General features: G+C 43.4%; 19 protein-coding genes. 10 read left to right on the plus strand and 9 right to left on the minus strand.

Annotated elements, in window-relative coordinates; genetic code table 11:
- Positions 1–34: 34 nt before the first annotated feature.
- Together FTV42_RS03295 and FTV42_RS03300 are read right to left on the minus strand one after the other, a co-directional pair.
- Positions 35–889 (minus strand): MaoC/PaaZ C-terminal domain-containing protein, encoded by an 855-nt coding sequence (locus FTV42_RS03295; RefSeq protein ID WP_044108854.1) that lies wholly within the window; start codon positions 887–889, stop codon positions 35–37.
- 157 nt (positions 890–1,046) lie between these two features.
- Complete coding sequence (locus FTV42_RS03300; protein ID WP_180037386.1) at positions 1,047–2,438, minus strand: 3-oxoacyl-ACP reductase; 1,392 nt, start codon at positions 2,436–2,438, stop codon at positions 1,047–1,049.
- A gap of 240 nt (positions 2,439–2,678) precedes the next feature.
- On the opposite strand from FTV42_RS03300, the gene FTV42_RS03305 reads away from it, so the two are divergent.
- Positions 2,679–4,196: an acetyl-CoA C-acetyltransferase gene (locus FTV42_RS03305; protein ID WP_180037387.1), complete on the plus strand. Its 1,518-nt coding sequence runs from the start codon at positions 2,679–2,681 to the stop codon at positions 4,194–4,196.
- 53 nt (positions 4,197–4,249) lie between these two features.
- Here the strand turns inward: FTV42_RS03305 and FTV42_RS03310 are convergent, their stop codons facing one another.
- On the minus strand, positions 4,250–6,430 hold the full coding sequence (locus tag FTV42_RS03310) for a beta-propeller fold lactonase family protein (protein ID WP_180037388.1): 2,181 nt from the start codon (positions 6,428–6,430) through the stop codon (positions 4,250–4,252).
- A gap of 175 nt (positions 6,431–6,605) precedes the next feature.
- Entirely contained in the window at positions 6,606–7,043 is a 438-nt protein-coding gene (gene aceI / locus FTV42_RS03315) for a chlorhexidine efflux PACE transporter AceI (RefSeq protein ID WP_180037389.1), read from the minus strand.
- Between the two features lie 99 nt (positions 7,044–7,142).
- Between aceI and FTV42_RS03320 the strand changes: the two genes are divergently transcribed.
- From FTV42_RS03320 to FTV42_RS03335, 4 genes are all read left to right on the plus strand, one after another.
- Positions 7,143–8,033, plus strand: coding sequence for a LysR family transcriptional regulator (locus FTV42_RS03320; protein WP_180037390.1), 891 nt, complete (start codon positions 7,143–7,145; stop codon positions 8,031–8,033).
- 89 nt (positions 8,034–8,122) lie between these two features.
- Positions 8,123–9,100, plus strand: coding sequence for a transaldolase (tal, locus tag FTV42_RS03325; RefSeq protein ID WP_085064292.1), 978 nt, complete (start codon positions 8,123–8,125; stop codon positions 9,098–9,100).
- Positions 9,101–9,175: 75 nt separating this feature from the next.
- Entirely contained in the window at positions 9,176–9,835 is a 660-nt protein-coding gene (leuE, locus tag FTV42_RS03330; protein WP_004278829.1) for a leucine efflux protein LeuE, read from the plus strand.
- Positions 9,836–9,944: 109 nt separating this feature from the next.
- A complete protein-coding gene (locus FTV42_RS03335; RefSeq protein WP_180037492.1) occupies positions 9,945–11,120 on the plus strand; it encodes a benzoate/H(+) symporter BenE family transporter in 1,176 nt (391 codons plus the stop codon).
- A gap of 39 nt (positions 11,121–11,159) precedes the next feature.
- Here the strand turns inward: FTV42_RS03335 and FTV42_RS03340 are convergent, their stop codons facing one another.
- Positions 11,160–11,504: an SMR family transporter gene (locus tag FTV42_RS03340; RefSeq protein WP_005106592.1), complete on the minus strand. Its 345-nt coding sequence runs from the start codon at positions 11,502–11,504 to the stop codon at positions 11,160–11,162.
- 90 nt (positions 11,505–11,594) lie between these two features.
- Positions 11,595–12,581: an alpha/beta hydrolase gene (locus tag FTV42_RS03345; protein ID WP_180037392.1), complete on the minus strand. Its 987-nt coding sequence runs from the start codon at positions 12,579–12,581 to the stop codon at positions 11,595–11,597.
- Between the two features lie 266 nt (positions 12,582–12,847).
- Between FTV42_RS03345 and FTV42_RS03350 the strand changes: the two genes are divergently transcribed.
- Positions 12,848–13,291: a universal stress protein gene (locus FTV42_RS03350; protein ID WP_004278834.1), complete on the plus strand. Its 444-nt coding sequence runs from the start codon at positions 12,848–12,850 to the stop codon at positions 13,289–13,291.
- A gap of 136 nt (positions 13,292–13,427) precedes the next feature.
- A complete protein-coding gene (locus tag FTV42_RS03355; RefSeq protein ID WP_180037394.1) occupies positions 13,428–13,874 on the plus strand; it encodes a universal stress protein in 447 nt (148 codons plus the stop codon).
- A gap of 33 nt (positions 13,875–13,907) precedes the next feature.
- On the opposite strand, the gene FTV42_RS03360 is transcribed toward FTV42_RS03355, so the two are convergent.
- Both FTV42_RS03360 and pepN read right to left on the minus strand, forming a co-directional pair.
- Positions 13,908–14,117, minus strand: a complete 210-nt coding sequence (locus tag FTV42_RS03360; RefSeq protein WP_004278836.1) for a hypothetical protein — start codon at positions 14,115–14,117, stop codon at positions 13,908–13,910.
- A 215-nt stretch (positions 14,118–14,332) separates the two neighbouring features.
- Positions 14,333–16,939 (minus strand): aminopeptidase N, encoded by a 2,607-nt coding sequence (gene pepN / locus FTV42_RS03365; RefSeq protein WP_180037494.1) that lies wholly within the window; start codon positions 16,937–16,939, stop codon positions 14,333–14,335.
- Between the two features lie 361 nt (positions 16,940–17,300).
- Here pepN and FTV42_RS03370 point away from each other — a divergent pair, with 361 nt between their 5' ends.
- The 3 genes from FTV42_RS03370 (at position 17,301) to thiM (ending at position 19,760) form a co-directional block, all read left to right on the plus strand.
- Positions 17,301–17,558, plus strand: coding sequence for a hypothetical protein (locus FTV42_RS03370; RefSeq protein WP_004278839.1), 258 nt, complete (start codon positions 17,301–17,303; stop codon positions 17,556–17,558).
- 161 nt (positions 17,559–17,719) lie between these two features.
- Positions 17,720–18,880 carry a hypothetical protein gene (locus FTV42_RS03375; RefSeq protein WP_180037396.1) on the plus strand — a complete coding sequence of 387 codons (1,161 nt, stop codon included), beginning with the start codon at positions 17,720–17,722 and terminating at the stop codon, positions 18,878–18,880.
- Positions 18,881–18,911: 31 nt separating this feature from the next.
- Positions 18,912–19,760, plus strand: coding sequence for a hydroxyethylthiazole kinase (gene thiM / locus FTV42_RS03380; RefSeq protein WP_180037398.1), 849 nt, complete (start codon positions 18,912–18,914; stop codon positions 19,758–19,760).
- A 583-nt stretch (positions 19,761–20,343) separates the two neighbouring features.
- Here the strand turns inward: thiM and FTV42_RS03385 are convergent.
- Positions 20,344–21,867, minus strand: coding sequence for a TerC family protein (locus FTV42_RS03385; RefSeq protein ID WP_180037400.1), 1,524 nt, complete (start codon positions 21,865–21,867; stop codon positions 20,344–20,346).
- Positions 21,868–22,126 lie beyond the last annotated feature (259 nt).

Genomic DNA, 22,126 nt, shown 5'->3' on the forward strand with positions numbered 1-22,126 from the left:
AAGCCTAAATCGGGTTTAGGCTTTTGATCCAGATTTAAATCGCTTTGATATGACCGGTGACATGCGGTTTTTGACTCTTACTGTTTCGAATCAGGAAATCTGTCTCATTCGCTGCCTGCGCGGTCAGGAACTCAACTTTAGATGGCAAGTACATCGGCAACTTGAACCAGACATCAACTTCATAAGCATCTGGCAATGACAGATTCGCCAGTGCTTTGGCTTTGCTCCACATACCATGTGCAATTGCCTGTTTAAAGCCAAAGGCTTTCGCTGTAACTGCATGAATATGAATCAGGTTAAAGTCACCTGAGGTCATGGCATAACGGCGACCCGTATTCTCCGAGATGCTCCATTCATTATTCAGTTTGTATTCTGGCGCTTGGCTTTCTGCAGGTTTAGCAGCCGCTTTAGCATTGGTCTTTTGACGTGACAGATAAGTGGTTAATGCTTCAACTACGACCTCACCTGCCACTTTGACTGTAGTAATGAAATCAAACTGAACGCCTTTATCATGTGGCTGTAATTCACCAAATTTGCATGATAGGGTCAAGGTTTCATTGACGCCGATTTTACGGTATTGCTTCACTTGGTTACGGATATGTACCAAGCCCAAGATCGGAAATGGAAATGCTTCTGAAGTCATCATGTGCATTTGCAGGCTTTGTGAAAGAACCGTCAGATAAATCGCTGGTATATAACCATTATTTTTGAAGCCGCAGACTTCATTATAAGCTTTCAAATGTTTTTGATCGACCTTGAATGAATCCACCACATATTCAACTTGCGGTAGAACTTTTTCAGCTTTCGGCTTTTTAAAAATCAAGCCTTGAATCACTTTTGGATAGGCTAAATAAGGTTTTGGAAGTTGACTAAAATGGCGCGTATTCATACTGAACCTTTAAAATATTCTTTTCATTTATATATGAGTGGAGTTCTCTCTCCCTTTGGGAGAGAGTTAGAGAGAGGGCTAAAAAAAGGCCCCTAGTCTCCCTCTCCTAAATCCTCTCCCTGAGCTGTAATTAAACTGCAAGAAAGGACTTGATGCTTTAAGCCCCTAACAGACTTTGACCACATACACGTACCACGTTGCCATTTAAACCTGTTGATGCAGTAGCAGCAAACATTGCAATCGTTTCTGCAACATCAACAGGTAGACCGCCCTGACTCATCGAATTCATACGGCGGCCTGCTTCACGGATCGCAAATGGAATCGCAGCCGTCATCTGAGTCTCGATAAAGCCCGGTGCAACGGCATTAATCGTTATACCATTTTTTAATGTCGGTGCTGTGAATTTTACTACACCAATCACCCCGGCTTTAGATGCTGCATAATTGGTTTGACCCAGGTTTCCTGCAATCCCAGAAATTGAGGATACACAGATAATACGGCCATTGGCATTTAGACCATCGTTGGAGATTAAATAATCATTCACGCGTTCAATTGCCGACAGGTTGATGTTAATCACCAGATCCCACAGTTCAGGCTTCATATTGGCCAAGGTCTTGTCACGAGTAATTCCGGCATTGTGCACAATGATGTCTAAGCCGCCATGCTCTGCTGCCGCTGCCTTGATCTTCTCACCTGCATCTGCAGCTGTAATATCAATAGCCAAGGTAGAACCGCCGATCTCACTAGCTACACGATCAAGGTCAGCCTGCTGTTGTGGAACATCCAGACAGATGACATGTGCACCATCACGGGCCAATACATGGGCAATCGCTTCACCAATACCACGGCTTGCGCCTGTCACAACCGCAGTTTTACCCGCTAATGGCTTGGTCCAGTCTACGTCTACTTTTTCAGCAGGTGAAACACGAATCACCTGACCAGAAACATAGGCAGAACGTGGAGAAACTGCAAAACGTAAAGCAGATTCAAGGTTTGCTTCTGCACCAGCATCTACATAGATCAGGTTCGCTGCAATTCCCTTTTTAAACTCTTTACCAACAGATTTTACGAAACCTTCTAGGGCACGTTGAGCAATCGCCTGGCTCACCGATTTTGCTGTTTCAGGTGTCGTACCCACAATTACGACACGACCAGAACTCTGAATCTGACGCGCAATCGGGTTGAAGAAATCATAAAGTGATTTTAACTGTTCTGAGTTTTCGATTCCTGAAGCATCAAAAATGACAGCTTTGAATTTTGATTCTTTATCGCCTGGATTAAATGCACCCAGATTCAGTCCAGCTGATGCAGCAGCCTGTTGTAATTCAGCATTGTTACCTGCATAGCTATTGGCATGAATATTTGCCAGAACCTGAGCAATAGCACCAGTCAAGGTACTTGCCGGTGCTGCTCCAAACAATACTGCACCTTTGACTACAGGTGTAGCAGACTCAAAACGCTCTAAAGAAGTTGGGGATGGCAGACCCAAATTTTTAATGACAAATTTACCAATAGGAGATTTTGCAAAAGTTTGGTACTGATCAGTCATGTTTATTATCTCTCATACAAATTAATTTTTGGTTGATCTAAAGTTATCCTTAAACTTCAATATGATGCCAGACACATATATTTCAATAGATCCGCCAGATTCCGCCCAATCATACTTGAGATAATAGGCAGATGACTTGACCTGAGCGCAGTCTGTAATGTCATTGTAGTCAATACAGCCTATCCTCTTCTATGCTAATGTAAGCGCCAAGAAGACGATCTATTTGCCTGGTAAAGCCTTATGAGCAAAACAACTCAAGAAAATCCAGCAGTCGAGAACTCTGCGACAGAAACTGTGTCAAAACCATCAACGCGTAACAAGCGTAGCACTAAAAATCCTGATACAGCCAATGCCACAGAAAAAAGTCCGGCTAAAACCACACGTACACGCAGTACATCTGCACGTACCAAAAAAACGACTTCAAGCCAACAAGATTCAACATCTATAACACAGACTTCTGTTCAACAGGAACCAAACATGAGCCAAAATACAGTTCGCCGCGTTGCTATTATCGGTGGTAACCGCATTCCATTTGCACGTTCTAATGGTGCTTACTTTACGGCATCCAATACTGACATGTTTACAGCAACCCTAAATGGTCTGGTTGAACGCTTTAATCTGCAAGGTCAACGCTTAGGTGAAGTGGTTGCGGGTGCAGTACTGAAACACAGCCGTGACTTCAATATGACCCGTGAATGTGTACTAAATACTGCCCTTGCACCTGAAACGCCTGCTTATGACATCCAGCAGGCATGTGGTACTGGTTTGCAAGCGGCATTTCTTGTTGCCAACAAGATTGCTTTAGGTCAAATCGAAGTAGGCATTGCAGGTGGTGTAGATACGACTTCTGATGCACCGATTGCTTTTGGTGACGGTTTACGTAAAGCATTACTTGAGCTAAACATTGCGAAAACTGCAAAAGACCGTCTGAAAGCACTGACCAAAATCAATGTGAAAGACCTTATGGATGCACCAAAAAATGGTGAGCCGCGTACAGGTCTTTCTATGGGTGATCATCAGGCGATTACTACACTGGAATGGGGAATTTCCCGTGAAGCACAGGATGAACTTGCTGCATCTTCACACCAGAAAATGGCTGCAGCGTATGAAGAAGGTTTCTTTGATGACCTGATCACACCATTCTTGGGTCTTCAACGTGACAATAACCTGCGTGCGGACTCAAGTGTTGAAAAACTGGCGAAATTAAAGCCGGCCTTTGGTAAGGGCGATGCCCGTACCATGACTGCGGGTAACTCTACGCCGCTAACAGATGGTGCTTCTTGCGTGCTCTTGGCTTCTGAAGAATGGGCGAAGGCAAATGGTCATGAAGTATTGGCTTACCTGACTTTCCAGGAAACTGCCGCAGTTGATTTTGTCGAGAAAAAAGAAGGCCTGTTGATGGCGCCTGCTTATGCCGTGCCGCGTATGCTGGAACGTGCAGGTCTGAAACTGCAAGACTTCGACTATTATGAAATTCATGAAGCTTTTGCATCTCAAGTATTGTCTACGCTGAAAGCTTGGGAAGATCCGAAATTCTGTAAAGAGCGTTTAGGTTTAGACGCTCCACTGGGTTCAATTGACCGTGCAAAACTGAACGTAAAAGGCTCTTCACTTGCTGCTGGTCACCCATTTGCAGCAACCGGCGGTCGTATCATTGCGACAGCAGCAAAACTGATTAACCAGAAAGGTTCAGGCCGCGTACTAGTGTCCATCTGTGCCGCCGGTGGTCAAGGTGTCACAGCGATTATTGAAAAATAATTGTTCCCACTATAAAAAAAGCCCCTCAATTCAGGGGCTTTTTTTATGACTTATTAATTTGGCAGTGGGTTATTTTTGAAGTATTCATCCACTTTATTCCACGGCGCAGTCGATGCCACACCTTTTACCATATTTTGGTTTACCCCCTGACAAAGCGCGCTGTCCGGTGTTAAGTGGAAAGTATTCACGTTTGGGTCCATATAAGGAATTGAGCCTGGACGGCGCTGGAAATAGAAGTTTAACCCATCGACCATAGCTTCAAAGCCATAATTCGACATGGCCCAGGCACTATTATGCCCGCCCCAATGATGACCAAATTCATGTGCAATAATTCGATAACCAGATAATCTGTAATGGCCATAGAATAACCAAGTATCTACTCCTAATACTGCTCCACCACCTAGACCACCACCCATATTGGTAATGCCAAGATTAATTTCATTGCGGTTAAGAATTTCCCGATAGATCCGGACATAATCTTCTGGCTGAAAGAAACCATTCGGCCCTTCTACCTGACCATCATTGCCAAAAAAATCGTGTCCCATGACCGCTTTATGGTTAAACCATAAGGTTTCAAATTCTGGAGTACTGAGCATATAGGCCAGATTGGTCATCATCATGACCCATTCCCGGGCATAGACCGGCGTAATACGACACCATTTATTCGGTTCATCATAGGTACCAAAATAAATTTTCCATTTGGCTTTAATCTGGTTCAACTTTTTGACGTGCTCATCAGTCTCAGAGTTAATTTTCAGATCAAAAATATTACTTGGATTTTGTGTGGTCTGACTCAGACCTGCCAGCTGGATCGAGCCTGTGCCATCGAGCAACGGGAAACGGGATTGGTCGGTCAGTTTGAGATCAAAGCTGGCATTCGAAAATGGTGTTAACTGATCCAGCTTAGCCAGAATTACCCAGTCTTCTGAGTTTTTAATCTTGGCACGAATCTGCAAATCACGTACAGGCACAGCACTGTAACTTTGCACATGCAGGCGGTTGCCATTTAGTGTTGCCGATAAAATCTGGTCCATATAGACATGACGCTGGCTGCTATTGGTCAAGGTTTCCCATGATTCGCCATCCTGCAAGACACGGCTTCTCTCGCGTGCTTTAGATTCGGTTAAAATCATAGCTTGGTTTAGCTGGGTGGATTTATTCTGTTGCAGGGTCAGCATTGGCAGAATATAAATTTTCTGATTGGCCATGTGTAATAGATTCTGACCATAAATATAAAGATCGCTGGCTTTAGCTATTCGGCTGCTCTGGTTTTGCCCTTTTAAAATATAGTCTCGGAAGGTATCCACACTTTTATTGGGTAAGATAGACTCCAAGTTAAAGGATTTTTCCTTGTAACTTTCTACAGTGCCATTATTCCGTGACACATAGACCAAGCCATCGTTATGGCGATGCATGACTGCCGACAAATTGGTTTCTGTTAAAATAGGCGTAATATTATTTCCATTTTCCTGAATCTGATTGATATCATGGACATAAGCCATACCATCGGGCAGACTGGTGTACAGATAGTCGCCCATAACCTCCATACGTGCATTACAGTTGCGTGCACAGCCCGGCAAGCTGAGCCGTGCAAATTTGCGGGCCTTTAAATGGTTTTGCGCAGTCACATCACTTTGACGCCAGACATTAATGCGGCCTTCAATATCAGGTACATACACATAACGGTCGTCAGCAGTCACTGCATTGCTATGTACCAGTGAATAATTAAGCGCATCGCCCCACCACACACCTGTACCGAGTGCCATAACGAAGCTCGGCTGTTCACCACTAATATCTAGAATATCAATTCGGTTCGAGCCATAATTGGCCACATATAAACGCCCTGCATGAATTTCCAGATCATTCAGGCTGTCCCATTTTTTGGCCAGACCCGAAATTTTCATAGGATCAATCGCACTGAGTGCACGTTTTTGTTTTAAGTCATAACGTAAAATATTCGATTCGGCCTGACTATTGGCAATATAAAGGACATCGCCATTTACCACCATGACGGTAGGATTCCAGCTGGCCAGACCGAAATTCCCTGCTGTTAATTCTGAACCCACATCCAGAACCTTAAATTCCGCAATTTTGCTCAGTTGCTCACCCGAACCGGGGGGTGTCACTGGATCCGGCAGCGTCTGCTGTGGCGTACTGCTCTCACCTCCTCCACCCCCACAACCCCACATCAGCAACACGATGGACACTGACAAGATCGCTCGTCTAAATAGCATTGAATTCCCCAATAAATTTAAAAATTAAAATAAAAAATCAAAGTCTTATAGCTTAATTTTCAGTTGGGTTCGAGCATAAAAAATGAGGACTTGATCAAGTCCTCATCGCTGAATATTTCACCTTTCGCATTCTGAAAAGGGAGTCTGAACTGTGTGGTATTTTTTATGGCGTATTTTATGATGAGATTTTCCGATAATCCGGCTCTTGCCCCAGTCTGGCTTCTAGATGATCATAAACCCACTGAAAAATAAAGGTATATACGAGAATACAAAGGGTTAGAGCTAAGTCCAGCAAAAAGGCCTGAGCCAGACTCATGTGTAAGGCATAAGCCACCATCGGAATGGTCGCCAGCATCAAACCGCCTTCAAAGCCAATTGCATGAGCAATTCGCACTTTAATGGTTCTTTTCAAATGATGTCTGGCTTCAAACTTTTCAAAATAATGATTAAATAGAATGTTCCAGAGTACTGAAGTCACAGCCATGGCAATTCCTAGCATACCTGTGACCTCAAGCGGCATATGCATCAAAGTACTTAGCAGGACAGCGATCACGACCAGTAAAATGCCTTCATATAAAGCGGCATGAATCAACCTTCTTTTGGAAATTAACATATCAAATCAGCTCAGTTTTTTACACGATTTAGGAAGTTTATTTCTTTAAATCTGACTATTCGAGTTAGAATCTATCAATAAAAATGAAAGATTAAAGATATGAATGTTAATCAAGAACAGCTGCTGATGTTTAAAACCGTAATGGAAACCGGTTCTTTCTCTGCGGCTGCCCGTCAACTGGGTAAAGTGCCTTCAGCAGTCAGTATGGCCATTGCCAATCTGGAAATTGATTTAAATCTGGAACTGTTTCAGCGTGTAGGCCGTGAACCGAAACCGACCGCACAGGCGCAGGTATTGTATGAAAAAACCCAGCAACTTCTGGTCGAAATGAATCAGTGGAAACAGCATGCTCAAGCCTTAAGTTCAGGCTTGGAATCTGAACTGAATATCGTAGTGGTCTCAGAATTGCTGCATACGCGCTGGACCGATTATATTGTGTTGCTAGAACAGGAATTTCCTGCACTGCAAGTCAATGTATTCAGTGCACCTCAGGAAGATGCACATCGTATGCTGTTTGAAGGTTCAGCGCAGCTAGCCTTGATGTTTGAACGCGAACAACTGGAAACACGGGAACAGTTTGTGGAATTGAAACGTGAGGTACTGGTGGCTGTAGTCGCCAAACAGCATCCCCTAAGTCAGTTCGATCAAGTCAGTTATGAACAGATTTTGCAAAACAGGCAGATTGTGGTGGCCAGTCGGGATCGCACCATCAAGCCGGAACTACTCTTTTCACGAAATTACTGGCGCACCGACAACCATCACTCGGCTTGCAGCATGATTCAGCAAGGACTGGGCTGGGGGGTTCTGCCACTCGAAATGCTGAATGAGCAGCCACATTTGCAAGATCAGTTACAGGTTCTCAACCTGCTCGATTTCACCCCAAAGTTTGAATATTTTGTTGATCTGGTCTGGAGCAGAGAAACCCGATTAGGCACAGCTGCTCATTTTTTGATTAATCACTTGCGCAAACAACGTAAAACCGGGCATTAATCACAGAAATTCAACGACAGTCTACTTGGTAAACCGGCCATTTATGATATATAAGAAAGCATAAGCAATAACCATAGAACTAGATCGTAATGACATTAACTGCATTAAACCAATTAAAAAACTTGACGATCATTGTGGCAGACAGCAGTGATTTGAGTGCCATTGAAAAATTTCGTCCGCTTGATGCAACCACCAATCCATCGCTGATTACTGCAGCAGCAAAACAACCTGAAAATCAGGCCTTGATTGAAGCTGCTTTTCAGCAAGCCCAGCAAGAAGGCTATGCAGATGACGCTCTGATTGAACGGACTATTGATATTTTAACGGTCAAATTTGGTGTAGAAATCTTAAAACTGATTGAAGGTCGTGTTTCAACGGAAGTCGATGCTTCGCTGTCCTTTAATACTGAAGCTACCATTGCCAAAGCCAAAGAGTTACTGGCACTTTATGCGCAATATGGAATTGACTCAGACCGCATTCTGATCAAGATCGCGTCTACCTGGGAAGGCATTCAGGCAGCGAAAGCACTGGAAGAACAAGGCATTCATACCAATCTGACTTTATTGTTTGGTCAGCATCAGGCCCATGCCTGTGCTGATGCCAAAGTAACATTAATCTCGCCTTTTGTCGGCCGTATTCTGGACTGGTACAAAAAAGCTGAAGGCGTTGAGTCTTACCCGATTGAAAAAGATCCGGGTGTACTTTCGGTTAAGCGTATTTATGAATTTTATAAAGCGCATGGTATTCAGACTGAAATCATGGGTGCCAGCTTCCGCAGTATTGATCAGGTTCTAGGCTTGAGCGGCTGTGACCTGCTCACGGTAGCACCAAACCTGCTGGCCGAACTGGAAAATGATCAGCGTGAAGTGCAGGCCCAACTCTCAGCCAAAGATATTAAAGTTCAAGGTGAACTCAGCCCAATCAGCCCTGCCGATTTTGAAGCACAACTGAAACAGGATCCGATGGCCAGTGAATTATTGCAAGGCGGCATTGACGGTTTCATTAAAGCCCGTGAGCAACTGGCTGCTTTATTACGTGAAACTTTCCTGAGTACCACTGAGATTTAAAGAAAATTTAGCAAATTTCTCCAAGCCGATGTTGCTATAATGCCGCATCGGCTTTTTTGTTCATGCGAGTTTTTCGTGTTTGGTATCACAGATCTAACGACCTTTATCATTGGAACCACGTTGATTGTGCTACTGCCCGGGCCGAATTCCCTGTATGTCATGTCGATTGCTTCGCGCTTTGGGATTAAGACGGGATATATGGGTGCCTTGGGGGTTTATACGGGCGATCTGATCCTGATTATATGTACAGCATTGGGAGCAGCTTCTTTACTGCATGCCTTTCCGGTACTGTTTATTGCACTGAAAGTTATTGGAGCGATCTATCTCAGTTACTTGGGTATCAAGCTAATCATTGCGGCCTACCAGACTTTCTTTCCGGAAAAGTCATCACAACGCGTCCAGATTAAAAAGACGACTCCAGATACGGTAGAATCTGTTCAGCCCTTTCGTACAGCGCTCACAATCAGTATTTTAAATCCCAAAGCGATTCTGTTTTATCTGTCTTTTTTTGTGCAGTTTGTCGATCCTGCCTATCCTTATCCAGCCCTGACATTCACGCTTCTGGCTGTAATCTTGCAATTGATCAGTATGACCTATCTGTCGATCCTGATTTTTTCTGGTGTAAAACTGGCCTCCTATTTCAATCAGAACTATAAAGTGACTGCCAGCTGTGTCGCGGCGGTTGGGATCCTGTTTTGCGGTTTTGGCCTTAAACTGGCGACTTCAACTTTCTAGCAATGACCGGCTTCAAGCCAGCAGACCTCTGGATAAAATTGTTAAAAACATTGTGTTGATACGTGAAAAGCGTATGATTTAAACGCATTTAAAAATAGTGTCATGGATGATGCCAAAACTTTTACAAGATCTCTCCTTTCCCGCCATCATGGCCGGTTTTATTACCTGCATGATTGGTATCAGTGTTTCTGCCGTACTGGTTATTGAAGCTGCGCAAAGCCTGGGTGCCAATCAGGCACAGATCAGTTCCTGGTTGTGGGCACTGGGTATCGGCATTGGAGTTTCCGGGTTTCTGCTTTCCTGGAAATATCGCTATCCGATTTCAACCGCCTGGTCGACTGCCGGTCTGGCGCTGGTCATTGCTTCTGCCGGTCACTATAGTCTGGGGGAAGCAATTGGCGCTTTTCTGATTTCTGGCATTCTGATCGCTTGTCTAGGATTTTTTGGAATTTTCGAGCGAATTTTCCAGTTTATTCCACAAAGTTTGACCAGTGCCATGCTGGCAGGTGTCTTGCTGAAATTTGGTATCTCTGTGTTTGGTAGTTTGCAACAGTCATGGGAATTTGTGCTTTGTGTACTGGCGATTTATCTGGTTTCCAAAAAACTGAGTACGCGGTATAGCATCGTGATTACCGTGTTAATGGCTATTGCCCTTTGTCCGTTCTTTATTAATTTTACTATTCCACAGCTGAACTGGAGTATTGCCCAGCCGGTATGGATTACACCTGAATTTAGTTTGCAGGCTGTTTTAGGATTAGCCTTACCGTTAATGGTGATTAATCTGGCATCGCAATACCTGCCTGGCTTGGCCGTCATCAAAAGTTATGGTTATCCCCCGAAAGTAAATTCTATTCTAGGCTGGACGGGTATTACCCAGGCGATGCTGGCACCCTTTGGCTGTTTCAGTGTCAATCTTGCCGCAATCAGTGCGGCAGTCAGTCTGGATGCCCAAGCGCATCCTGATCCGGCCAAACGTTATATTGCAGGGATGAGCTGCGGCCTGTTTTATATTCTGATGGGTTTTTTTGCTGCGACCTTGACCAGTGTACTGATGGCTTTTCCAGGGATTCTGATTACAGTCTTGGCAGGCATTGCCCTGTTTGGCACCATTGGCCACAATATTGCGCTGGCTTTTCAGGACAGTCACGACCGTGAAGCGGCACTGATGACATTCCTGTTTAGTGCCTCTAATATTCAGTTTTTCGGTATTGGTTCAGCTTTCTGGGGACTGCTACTTGGTTTAACGGTTTATTTGCTGTTTAAGCTTAAACCGCAAGTGGCGTAAGCTTATTGTAGAAATGAGGCAATTACTTTTGCTGCCTTTTTAATGCCCGGCAGTTTGGGAAAACAGGTTAATCACCACCACACCGGAAATGATCAGTGCAATCCCGATAAAAGCGGGCACATCCAGCGCCTGCTTAAAGATTACATAGCCTACGATTGCCGTAAGAACGATGCCTACTCCCGCCCAGATTGCATATGCAATGCCTAAGGGGATTACTTTAATCACCTGAGACAGCAAATAAAACGCAATACAGAATAAAACGACTACTGCCAGAGATGGCCATAATCGGGTAAAGCCTTCAGACTTCACCAGAAATGTTGATCCAGTCACTTCGGCAATAATAGCCAATGCCAACAATAAATATGCCCATGACACAGGATTCATTTTTTAAACTCCAAACTATTTTTCAATGATTGCTGTCGGGACGATCTGACACGATCAATCTTGAGAGATTCATTTTGCACAGTTTTCTCTTCACGGGGAAAGCTGATGTAAAAAATCCAGGGTTTTGACAAAAGTTTGCTGACTTTCCTTTTTGCCCATAAAAAACTGATATTCATGAATGAGCCAGGCCTTAGACTCTGGATAAAATATTTCAGTCACAGGAATCTGCTGTTCCTTCAAAGCTTTTACAAATGGTAGTGACTGAGTATCGGTCAGAAAATCCTTATTCCCGCCACTGATGAACACGGGCGGATAAGACGGCGTAATATACTGAATCGGAGAAATCTGCTTTAAAAACTCGGCATCATATTTACGATCGCCGGTATAAGCCTGAATCAGGTTAAAGACACCCCATTCAATAATTTTCATTTCTTCAGGCGCTGTGCTGGCAAATGCTTCCAAGTCATAAATTCCACAATGCAAGATTAAACCTTTAAGCTGCGCGGGTTGCAGATGAGGCTGAATACCGGATTGGTTGGCAAATACAGGATTGGTCAAAAGCGCGGCGTAATGGCTAGCTATATTCGCCCCGGCAGAATCTCCGGCCAGATATAAGTTCTGGGCATCAATTTGGTAGGTGTCTGCATAGGTATCTAGAAATTCAAGTGCCTGATTGATCTGGTGTAACTGGCTAGGATAGGTCGCTTTTGGTGCAAACTGGTATTGTACGGATACCACATTATAGCCCTGTGCCGCCAGCAGCTTGAAATAACCGCGTGCATGTTCTTTAGAACCTGAAATCCAGCCGCCGCCATGAATCCAGACAATAGTCGGTCGCGGGCCAATACTGGCAATATTCTGCGGCTGATACAGATCCAGAGATAATTTCTGTTGCGGCGCATAGGTAATATTTTGCTGGACGATAACCGCACCAGGTGCATAACGATCTATCACTTTTTGCTGCAAGCCTGTGGTCAGGTTAAAAGCACCGGCAATGACTTTACTGTTCTGTGCGGTCTGACAGCCGGAAAGAATAACTGAACTTATGAGCAAAAGATGAATGGCAAAAAACCTCAAAACTGTCCCCTATACATGATCTAAAAACAGGCTACGGCAGTTTAAACTATCCTGCTGCAAACAAGGACTATTCATCCTCTTATTTTTGATCACTAAAACTGCAATTCCGAGTTTTTTACTCTGTTTTTTTCATCACTTTTACATGAAAAATATTTGTAATTTAATGAGTTTTTTCAATTTTACCGCTTTTTTGCAATTGCACCCGCCACAGCACTGTGCTATCAATAAACCAAGCCTAAAAATCAGACAACCTGCGGAGAAAAGCCATGGCCTATCAACATATTTTAGTCCCAGTGGACGGTTCAGAAATTTCCTTTTCTGCAGTACGACATGCTGCCAAAATTGCCAAGGCATTTGGTAGTCAGCTTTCCCTGATCAGCCTGATCGCAGAAGATCCTTTTACCGAGGCTGATTTCTATTACAGCTCCTCTATCATGAAGGAATATTTTATCGAGGCACATGCCAATGCCAAAAAGGCCTTGAAAGAAGCCACTGCCATCGCAGCCGGTGAAGGTATTGAAGCGCAATCCCGCATTGTCACAGGTTTAGTCAATGCAGAACATATTGCTGAAACCGCGGGTGAGGTGAAAGCCGACCTGATCGTCATGGGTTCTCATGGCCGTAAAGGCTTCCAGAAAATGATTCTGGGCAGCTTTGCACAAGATGTATTGGGTGCGAGTGAAATTCCCGTACTGATCGTGAAAAAATAATCCTGATGCTGCGCATCTTCAAGATGCGCAGTACTTGCTACTTTTACATTTGGAAGTCTAACAAAACATGCTGTGGAGATTTACTCGCTTAAACCACACTCCCCCTTTACTGCAATAATAAATATGAGGAAGCACCATGAATAACTATGATCATCTTCTCGTAGCACTCGATGAGTCCTCGATTTCCTATGCTGCCGCAGATCATGCCCTGGAACTGGCCAAAGTATTTCATAGCCATGTCACTTTACTCAGTGTGATTGCGGTAGATCCCTTTAAGGGCGTAGATTTTTACAAAGTTGCTCCAGCAGTCACAGATTACTTTATGCATGCAGAACAAAATGCACTTGATCGTTTAAATGAACTGAAACTGAACTTTGTTCGTGATGGCATCCAGGTGACGACAAAAATCCTGCATGGCATGGCGCCGTCAGAAGGCATTATGCAGGCTGCAAATGAATCCCCGACCGATATAATCATTATGGGTTCACATGGTCGTAAGGGTCTGCAAAAACTCATGCTGGGCAATGTCGCTCAGAATGTTCTGGCACTTTCCTCTATTCCAGTCCTCATCGTCAGACAATAAGATGCTTGATCAAAGCCTGTATGATGCAGGCTTTTAGCGAAGTTTTTGATTTAACTCACTTAAGAATATTTCAGCATCAAGCTGGCTTTGAAATACTTTTTTGTATTCTCCGACCTGCTGAATGGAATGCGGCGTATATTGAATGGAGATTTCAAGTAAGCCATTTTCAGGATTCTTGCTGACATGTACGGCAATAATATGCTGGCTATTTAAATAAAAACCATCTTCAATTTTCACTAACATATCTTGGACAACCTCTAGTAAGCGAATCTGTAGATCCCTTTACCTAGCTTACAGCTTAATAAACAAATACTCTTTTCCATATAATCATACTGTAACACCCTTTAGTACTTACCTAAGCCTTTAGAGAAATTCAACTGTATTTAAAGCCAGCGTTTGAAATAAACAGGAAATAAAAAACCGGATCAGGTCGATCCGGTTTTTTATGAATATTGATGTTATACGCTGAGCATACTATTGAGTGTCTCAGACACATTTTTAGATTTAACCAGTGGCTTTAAGGTTTCAAGCTGTGCTTTCACTTCACTGCGTTGCGGTTCTGCCAAGGTATACCAGCGTGACAATACCTGTAGCAAACGTGAGCCTACAATCGGATTTTTCTCGTCCAGATATTTTGCCAGTCCAATAAAATGCTGCACGCCAAAGCTCCAGGTATTGACCGGATTAGCATTCAGCCCCCCGCTCACTGCACGGATACGGTTAGGCACAGCCAGATCATAATCCGGATGCTGGGTCAGATACGCAATCGTTGCATCCGTTGCTTTTGGATGTGCTGCCTGAACCATAAACCATTGGTCTAAAGACAAGGCTTCATCTTCAAAGCGGCTATAGAAATCTGCCAAAGCTTCTTTTGCTTGTGGTGCATCATTCCAGACCAACACTTTCAGCGCACCCAAACGTTCAGACATATTGCCTGTGTGATATTGCTCATGGGCTAAATCAAAGGCAAATGCATCTCCCTGACGAGCAATCATCGTCAGCATGATGTTTCTTAAGGCGCGCACGCCCATTGCTTGCGAGAATTCAGATTGCAGATCAGGATCCAGATTGAGATAAGTTTCTTTCGCTGTTTCCCCAAATGCGCGTGCCAAGGTATGCAGCAAAGCCTCACGTTTTTCCTGAATCATGACTGGATTATAATCCTGATCAATACGGCTACCTAAATAACCTTCAGACGGAATATCAAACAGACGTGATGCCAACAGCGGATCTTTCTCAATCACATCCGGCAAGGTATTGAGCATAGCCTCGATATAAATTTCTGCAGGCTGGTCATCCAGCAAGATACGCTCGAGTAAGGTCTGAGTTGCTTGCCACTGGTTAAAACCATTCGTTTCATATTGCAACAGGAAAGCCAGCTCTTTTTCTGAATAGTCAAAGTCCAGATTCACTGGTGCAGAGAAATTACGCAGCAAGGACACCACTGGTTTTGCTGTCACACCGCTAAATTCGATCGTTGCCTCATCCTGATCAAACAGATACACGCCATCTTTCACGCTATTTTCAAAGAGTGCCTCAGAGTTCAACGTTAGCTGCTCACCGGTTTCAGCATCAAACAATGCCAAAGCGACTGGAATTGGAACTGCTTTCAGATTTGGATATTTAGCATGGGTTTTCAGGCTTTGCTTAAAGCTGAGGCGATAGATTTGGGTCTCTACATCATATTCAGCTTTTGCTTGAAGTTTAGGCGTACCCGGCTGATTATACCAGGTCAGGAAATTTGAAAGATCCACACCTGAACCTGCTGTTAGTGCAGCCACCCAATCCTCAACCGTTACCGCCTGACCATCATGACGGCGGAAATATTCATCTGTACCCTGGCGGAATTTTTCCTTACCGAGCAAGGTCGCCATCATGCGGTTAATTTCAGCCCCTTTTTCATAAACAGTGGCAGTATAGAAGTTGTTAATTTCTACAAAATGATCTGGACGCGGCGGATGTGATAGCGGCCCTGAATCTTCCGGGAACTGATGTGCTTTCAGAACTGCTACATCATCAATACGCTGTACCGCAGCCGATTGTAAATCTTCCGAGAAAGACTGGTCACGGAATACAGTCAAGCCTTCTTTCAAACATAACTGGAACCAGTCACGACAGGTAATCCGGTTACCAGTCCAGTTATGGAAATATTCATGTGCAATGACTGACTGCACTCGCATGATTGCGGCATCAGTGGTGTACTCTTCATCGGCCAGCACGCATGAAGTATTGAAGATATTCAGACCTTTATTTTCCATGGCACCCATGTTGAATGCACTGGTCGCCACAATCATGTAGTTATCCAGATCATAAGGCAGACCATAATGCTCTTCATCCCAGCGCATGGAATGTTTGAGCGCTTCCATGGCAATCTTACATTTTGGAATATCTTTTTCTTCTGCGTAGATTTCCAGAGCCACATTGCGGCCTTCTGACGTGACATAAGAATCTTTCATCACTGCCAAATCACCAATGACACAGGCGAACAAATAGCTCGGTTTCTTGGTTGGATCCTGCCACACGGCATAGTGACGCTTTTCATCTACTTCACCGGTTTCCAGCAGGTTACCATTCGCGAGCAAGACCGGATATTTCTTGTCTGCCTCTACACGCGTTGTAAAGACCGACAACACATCAGGACGGTCTGGATAGAAAGTAATTTTACGGAACCCTTCTGGTTCATTTTGGGTCACAAACAGATCTGAACTGGCCTGATATAAACCTTCCAGCATAGTATTACTTTCAGGATGAATTTTAACCACGATTTCAAGCGACACTTGATCAGGCGCATTGGCAATCACCAGTTGTTCAGCATCAAGACTGTAGTCAGTTGCATTCAGGATTTGACCATTTAACCGAATCGATTGCAGCTCCAGATCGCGGCCAAGCAGAACCAGATCGCCAGCAGTTTGGCGCTGCATCTCCAGCTTGCTGCTGACTAGACTGTGGTCACTATAGACTTGAATATTCAGGTCGATGGAATCAACAATAAAGGAAGGTTTTTGATAGTCTTTTAAATAAATGGTTTGATCCGCTTCGATCACCGAGTTTGCCGCAATATTCATGTCCTGTCCTAATCTTTTATCGTGTTCGACATTGTTCATGTCAAAATCATACGCCAAGTTTTAAACGCTGTCTGTGCATTTGTATTGTTAGATCTAATATGGGCATTTCATGCACCACTTTCAATGCATTCTGCCTAATTGAGCAGCACTCGACTCTACATAAGAAATATCTGTGCCATAAAAATAGTCAGGATCATAATTTCTTACATTTTCATAAATAACTGATTTAAAAATATATAATTTTATTTGCTGAGTACCGAATAAATTCTGATTAATAAATGAGCACACTTCTTGCTACAGTTAAACTGTGTTTTTCCACACTTCCAATGAAAGAATAATGATAACGATGATGAGGTGAGCCATGTATTTAAAACAGCATGTTGTACGGATCGAAAATATCAAAACTTTGCAGACCCTGGATCAGGCCAATATTGACCATAAAGTGATTGCCCTGTTGATGAGCTGTGAAGGCATTCCGCTTCAGGCCCATGAAGTGACTGCCATTCTCAACACCTACGATGCACTCGGTGCCAAAAAAGTGCCCTCTAAAAAGGTTCAGGCTTTAATTCATGCCAAACACCGCGGCGAGGAGGACGACACATTACCCTGCCCGGTTTAAAAAGTGTCATTTCATGTTTTTAAAATCAGAGCTACTTCGGTAGCTCTTCTCCTGTTTGGGTGACTATTTTTGATTTAGAAAAATTGCACCAGTCCACTACGTTTGCATCTCATCAGCCGTGTATAATCAAATGCCCGTCCATTCTAGAGTTGCTCGCGACCATGGTATTCAGTGTTCTGCAAAAACAGCTTGATGAAAGTACCCACTGCCCGCTATGTAAGGCATCGATGTATTGGATTGAGGCAGAACAATATGATCAGGAGCTGAGCTATCATGAATGTAGCCATTGCCAGCATCAGCTTTATTCCGATCAAAAGCACAATTGTTATTGTGAACACTGTCTGGCGCAGCGCAAACGCATGCTCAAGGAAGTCCGTTTACAGGAAAACCGTCAATATCATAAAAAGCAGGATCGGCCGGTTCTTGAGCTGAATCAGCTCAGTTTTATCAATAAACTGTTTTTACTTGCACTTCTGGATGAACAGGTGCAGGAATATAGCCAGCACCGCGAATATATTGACTGGCATCAAATTCGATATTATTCCATCAGTCCCAATTATCTGTTCCAACATGGTCTGGTGAAAAGCCTGATCCGGGATCAGGTTCTGATTCCCAAAGATCTCCAGCAGGAAAATCAGCATTATTATATTAATGTCCGACTGGATGGCTATTCTGAGCCCACCCTCTTCAGCATTACCCAGCAGCTGCGCAATTGGTTTTACCAAAACCTGAGCCAAGGTGTGCCCTTTAAAAGTGCAGATGAAGTCAAAGATGCACTCTATTGCCTGCTGTATGAGGAAATCATTCAGTTTGCCCAATTCTATTGCCGTAGCTGGAATGTGCAGATCGCCGGAAATCAGAGCTTTCAGACCTTTTGCTATCGTCTTTTGGATGTACTGGCTGTAGGCCAGATTTATTATCTGGTACAAACGGGACTTGAATATCTGTACAAACAAAAAGCCCTCAAGCCTCGCAATGAAAACTTTATTAATACCAATCTGCTGAAAAAAACCTTGCAGCAGTATCGCGAACGTTCAGTGACGGAAAAATGGGAAACCTCTACCCTGCCACGTCCACCGCAACTAGCTTTCAGCAAGATGAGCGAAATCCTGTTTTATCGTTTTCTGGACTATGATGAAAATATCTTCTTTCAGCCGGTGTGGCGTTCGTGGCACAAGATCGAACCTCGCCTGAAATTCTATTCCCAAAAACGTTGTATGCATTGCGGCTCACAGGAACTGTCGGTGGATTATGATGCCAGTGACTATGTCAGCCTGTTCTGTCGTAGCTGCAAGCATCAAGACCATTATTTTACCCGCTGACCGAATACAACGAATCTTTCTCTTATTCTAAATGACCATTATGACGACTTCTACGCAAGCACTACAGCAAACGCTTCTGGATCAGATCTGTGAGGCCTGGTTGAAACTTCAGCAACAGCAGCCCCTGGTGCATATCATGACCAATACGGTGGCCAGCAACTATGTCGCCAATATTGTACTGGCTGCGCATGCTTCTCCGGCCATGATCGACAATCCGTTTGAAGCTGAAAGTTTTGCCAAGATTGCTACAGCGATCAGTCTGAATCTGGGTACACCGACGACAGAGCAGGTTCAGGCGATGCAGCTTGCTGCGAAAACTGCACATCAATTGCAAAAACCGTGGGTGCTTGATCCGGTCGGTTATGGAACAGTTCTGCACTGGCGTTCAGGCATCGCAGATCAACTCATGCACTTCCATCCTGCCATTTTGCGTGGCAATGCCTCTGAAATTGGGGCCTTGGCCGGCAAGCAGATTGAGTCCAAAGGTGTGGACAGTACGGTAGACAGTGCAGATGTGTATTTACAGGCGCAAAGTTTGCTGGATCATTGTGAATGTATCGCGATCTCCGGTGAATCCGATTATATTATTTCGAAAGACTATCCTGTGATACAGGTGTCAGGCGGTTCTGCTTTACAGCCCCGAATCACGGCAATGGGATGTGCACTCGGGGCACTAATTGCTGCCTATAGTGCAGTAACGTCCCCAGCCCTTGCTGCATTGACTGCGCATGTACATTTTGCAATTGCCGGTCAATTGGCATTTGAACGTGCGCAACAGTTAGGCTGTTTTAATGTCGCCTTTCTGGATGAAATCCATCAACTCAATACTGAAACAATCCGACAATACGCCAACTTTAAAATTCTGCCAGAATCCATTTAGTTTACGGGTCACTTCATGGGTGTTTATTCTCTTTAATAGATAAACATCCCTATTTAGATTGATCCTACTCATTTGCTTTATTGATCTCCTTAGAAATGTTTTGTCTAGCTCTTTCGGAGATCATTTTTGAGTCGTTTTATTCTGAACTGAGTAGGCTTCATGCAACTTATCTGGCGATTTCCACACAAACGGTTTCCATTTTACTTAAGATCTGTTTGCATCATGCAAATCTAGTTCATGTGAATTGTAGTTCAATTTTTTGTCAGTATTTAAATATGACTTTTAAGTTTTGATTAACAGGTTACATGAATCAATATTTGAAGCCTGATCATGCTTATTTTTGATTGCTGATTTGACTTTTTCGGCTTTAAAATTTCAGTGCAATACTGGGATATTTAGCTCAATCTAGAACATGAATGATAGTATGAATAGACTGATAAAACTCAGTTCGAACAATGAGCTAACATTATTTCTATCTAAATTTTTTAATGAGCCCAACTCAGAAAATGCATTAAAAAAGCCAGCTGCCACTAAAGCAACTGACTTTTAGAATTTGAACAAATAACGTATTTAAAACACCTGTTTAAACTGCGTAATGAATGCTGACCGACTTGATACGATTGCTTTCAATTTCAGTGACTTTGAACTGTACACCCTGATAATTTAACTCGGTGCCAACTTCAACCGTACTGTTGGTTTTATCCAGAATCAAACCCGCCACACTGATATAACCGGCATCTTCATCAATCAGATCAATCATGCCAAGCTCAAGCTCAAGCTGATAAAGATCTAACATGCCCGATGCAATCCAGTGCGTATCATCGATTTTAACTAGATCTAGCTGTTCGTCTGCATCCGGGAATTCACCAGCAATTGCTTCAAATACATCTAGCGGTGAAATCAGACCTTGTACATTACCAAACTCGTCACTCACCAAGACCAAAGAACCTTTAGAAGTACGCAAGGTATTAATCGCGTCAATAACTTTCATCTTTTCAAAGATATAAATTGGGCGATGACGTTTAATCAGTGCTTTTAATTCTTCCGGCTCTTCCAGTACATCCAATAATTCTTTGGCACGTACTACGCTAATCACCTTATCTAGGCTACCGCGACATACCGGGAACAGACTGTGTGGAACAGACAGAATTTTTTCACGGATCTGTTCTGGGCTATCTTCCAGATCAACCCATGAAATCTGACCGCGCGGCGTCATGATCGAAGCGACTGAACGCTCTGCAAGGGTAAGCACCCCACCAATCATATAGCGTTCTTCATCTGCAAAGGTTTCTTGTGCCTGATTATTTTGACTGTCGGTCGTCTCTAGCTTGCCACCCATTAACTTCAGGATCGAGTCAGCCGTACGATGACGCAAAGGAATCTTGGATTCATGTTTAGCAGCATTACGCTGACCGAACTGGTTGAATGCTTCGATTATGATCGCAACACCAATACCTGAATAGATATAGCCTTTTGGAATATGGAAACCAAAACCTTCTGCAATCAGGCTGATACCAATCAAAAGTAGGAAGCTTAAACACAGAATCACCACGGTTGGATGGCGATTCACAAAGTTGGTCAATGGTTTCGATGCCAGTAGCATCACGCCCATTGCGACAATCATGGCAGCCATCATGACATAAATATTGTCGACCATACCAATGGCGGTAATCACTGAATCTAAAGAGAAAACAGCATCTAAAACAACAATCTGTGCAACAACAGCAGTGAAACTTGCATATACCACATTGGTAGACACTGTGACTTCAGGTTTACCTTCAATCTTTTCATGCAGCTCAGTAACGGCCTTATACACCAGGAACAAGCCACCAAATAACAAGATCAGGTCCCGACCGGAGAAGGTCCAGTCAAACACAGTAATCAATGGTTGTGTCAAAGTGACCAACCAGGCAATGGCAAATAACAGGCCTAGACGCATGAATAATGCGAGAGACAAACCAATAACACGTGCTTTATCGCGTTGTTCAGGAGGAAGTTTTTCAGCCAGAATGGCAATGAAGACTAGGTTATCAATACCTAAAACAATTTCAAGAATAATAAGAGTAATTAAACCTACCCAGATTCCGGGATCTAATAAAAATTCCATTAGAGAATGACCCCGTTCGAGTAAGCTAGAAATAGAGATGGAAGATCAACGCACGGCGAGGGATCCATTAAAATTTAACCTATGCAACTTAAGACTATTCCATTATGCATAAACTGAGTATTTTGTAATGTATTAATTTACAAAAAAATTACATGATCATGATTTTATTGAGACTTTTATGACCAACTGATTGATGCTGAAACTGATTAATTTTAATTTTTTCTACATCATGTATTCGAATTGAATTAAAAATAAACAG

Origin of the sequence: Acinetobacter sp. YH16052 (assembly GCF_013417155.1) — a bacterium.
Lineage (GTDB): Bacteria > Pseudomonadota > Gammaproteobacteria > Pseudomonadales > Moraxellaceae > Acinetobacter.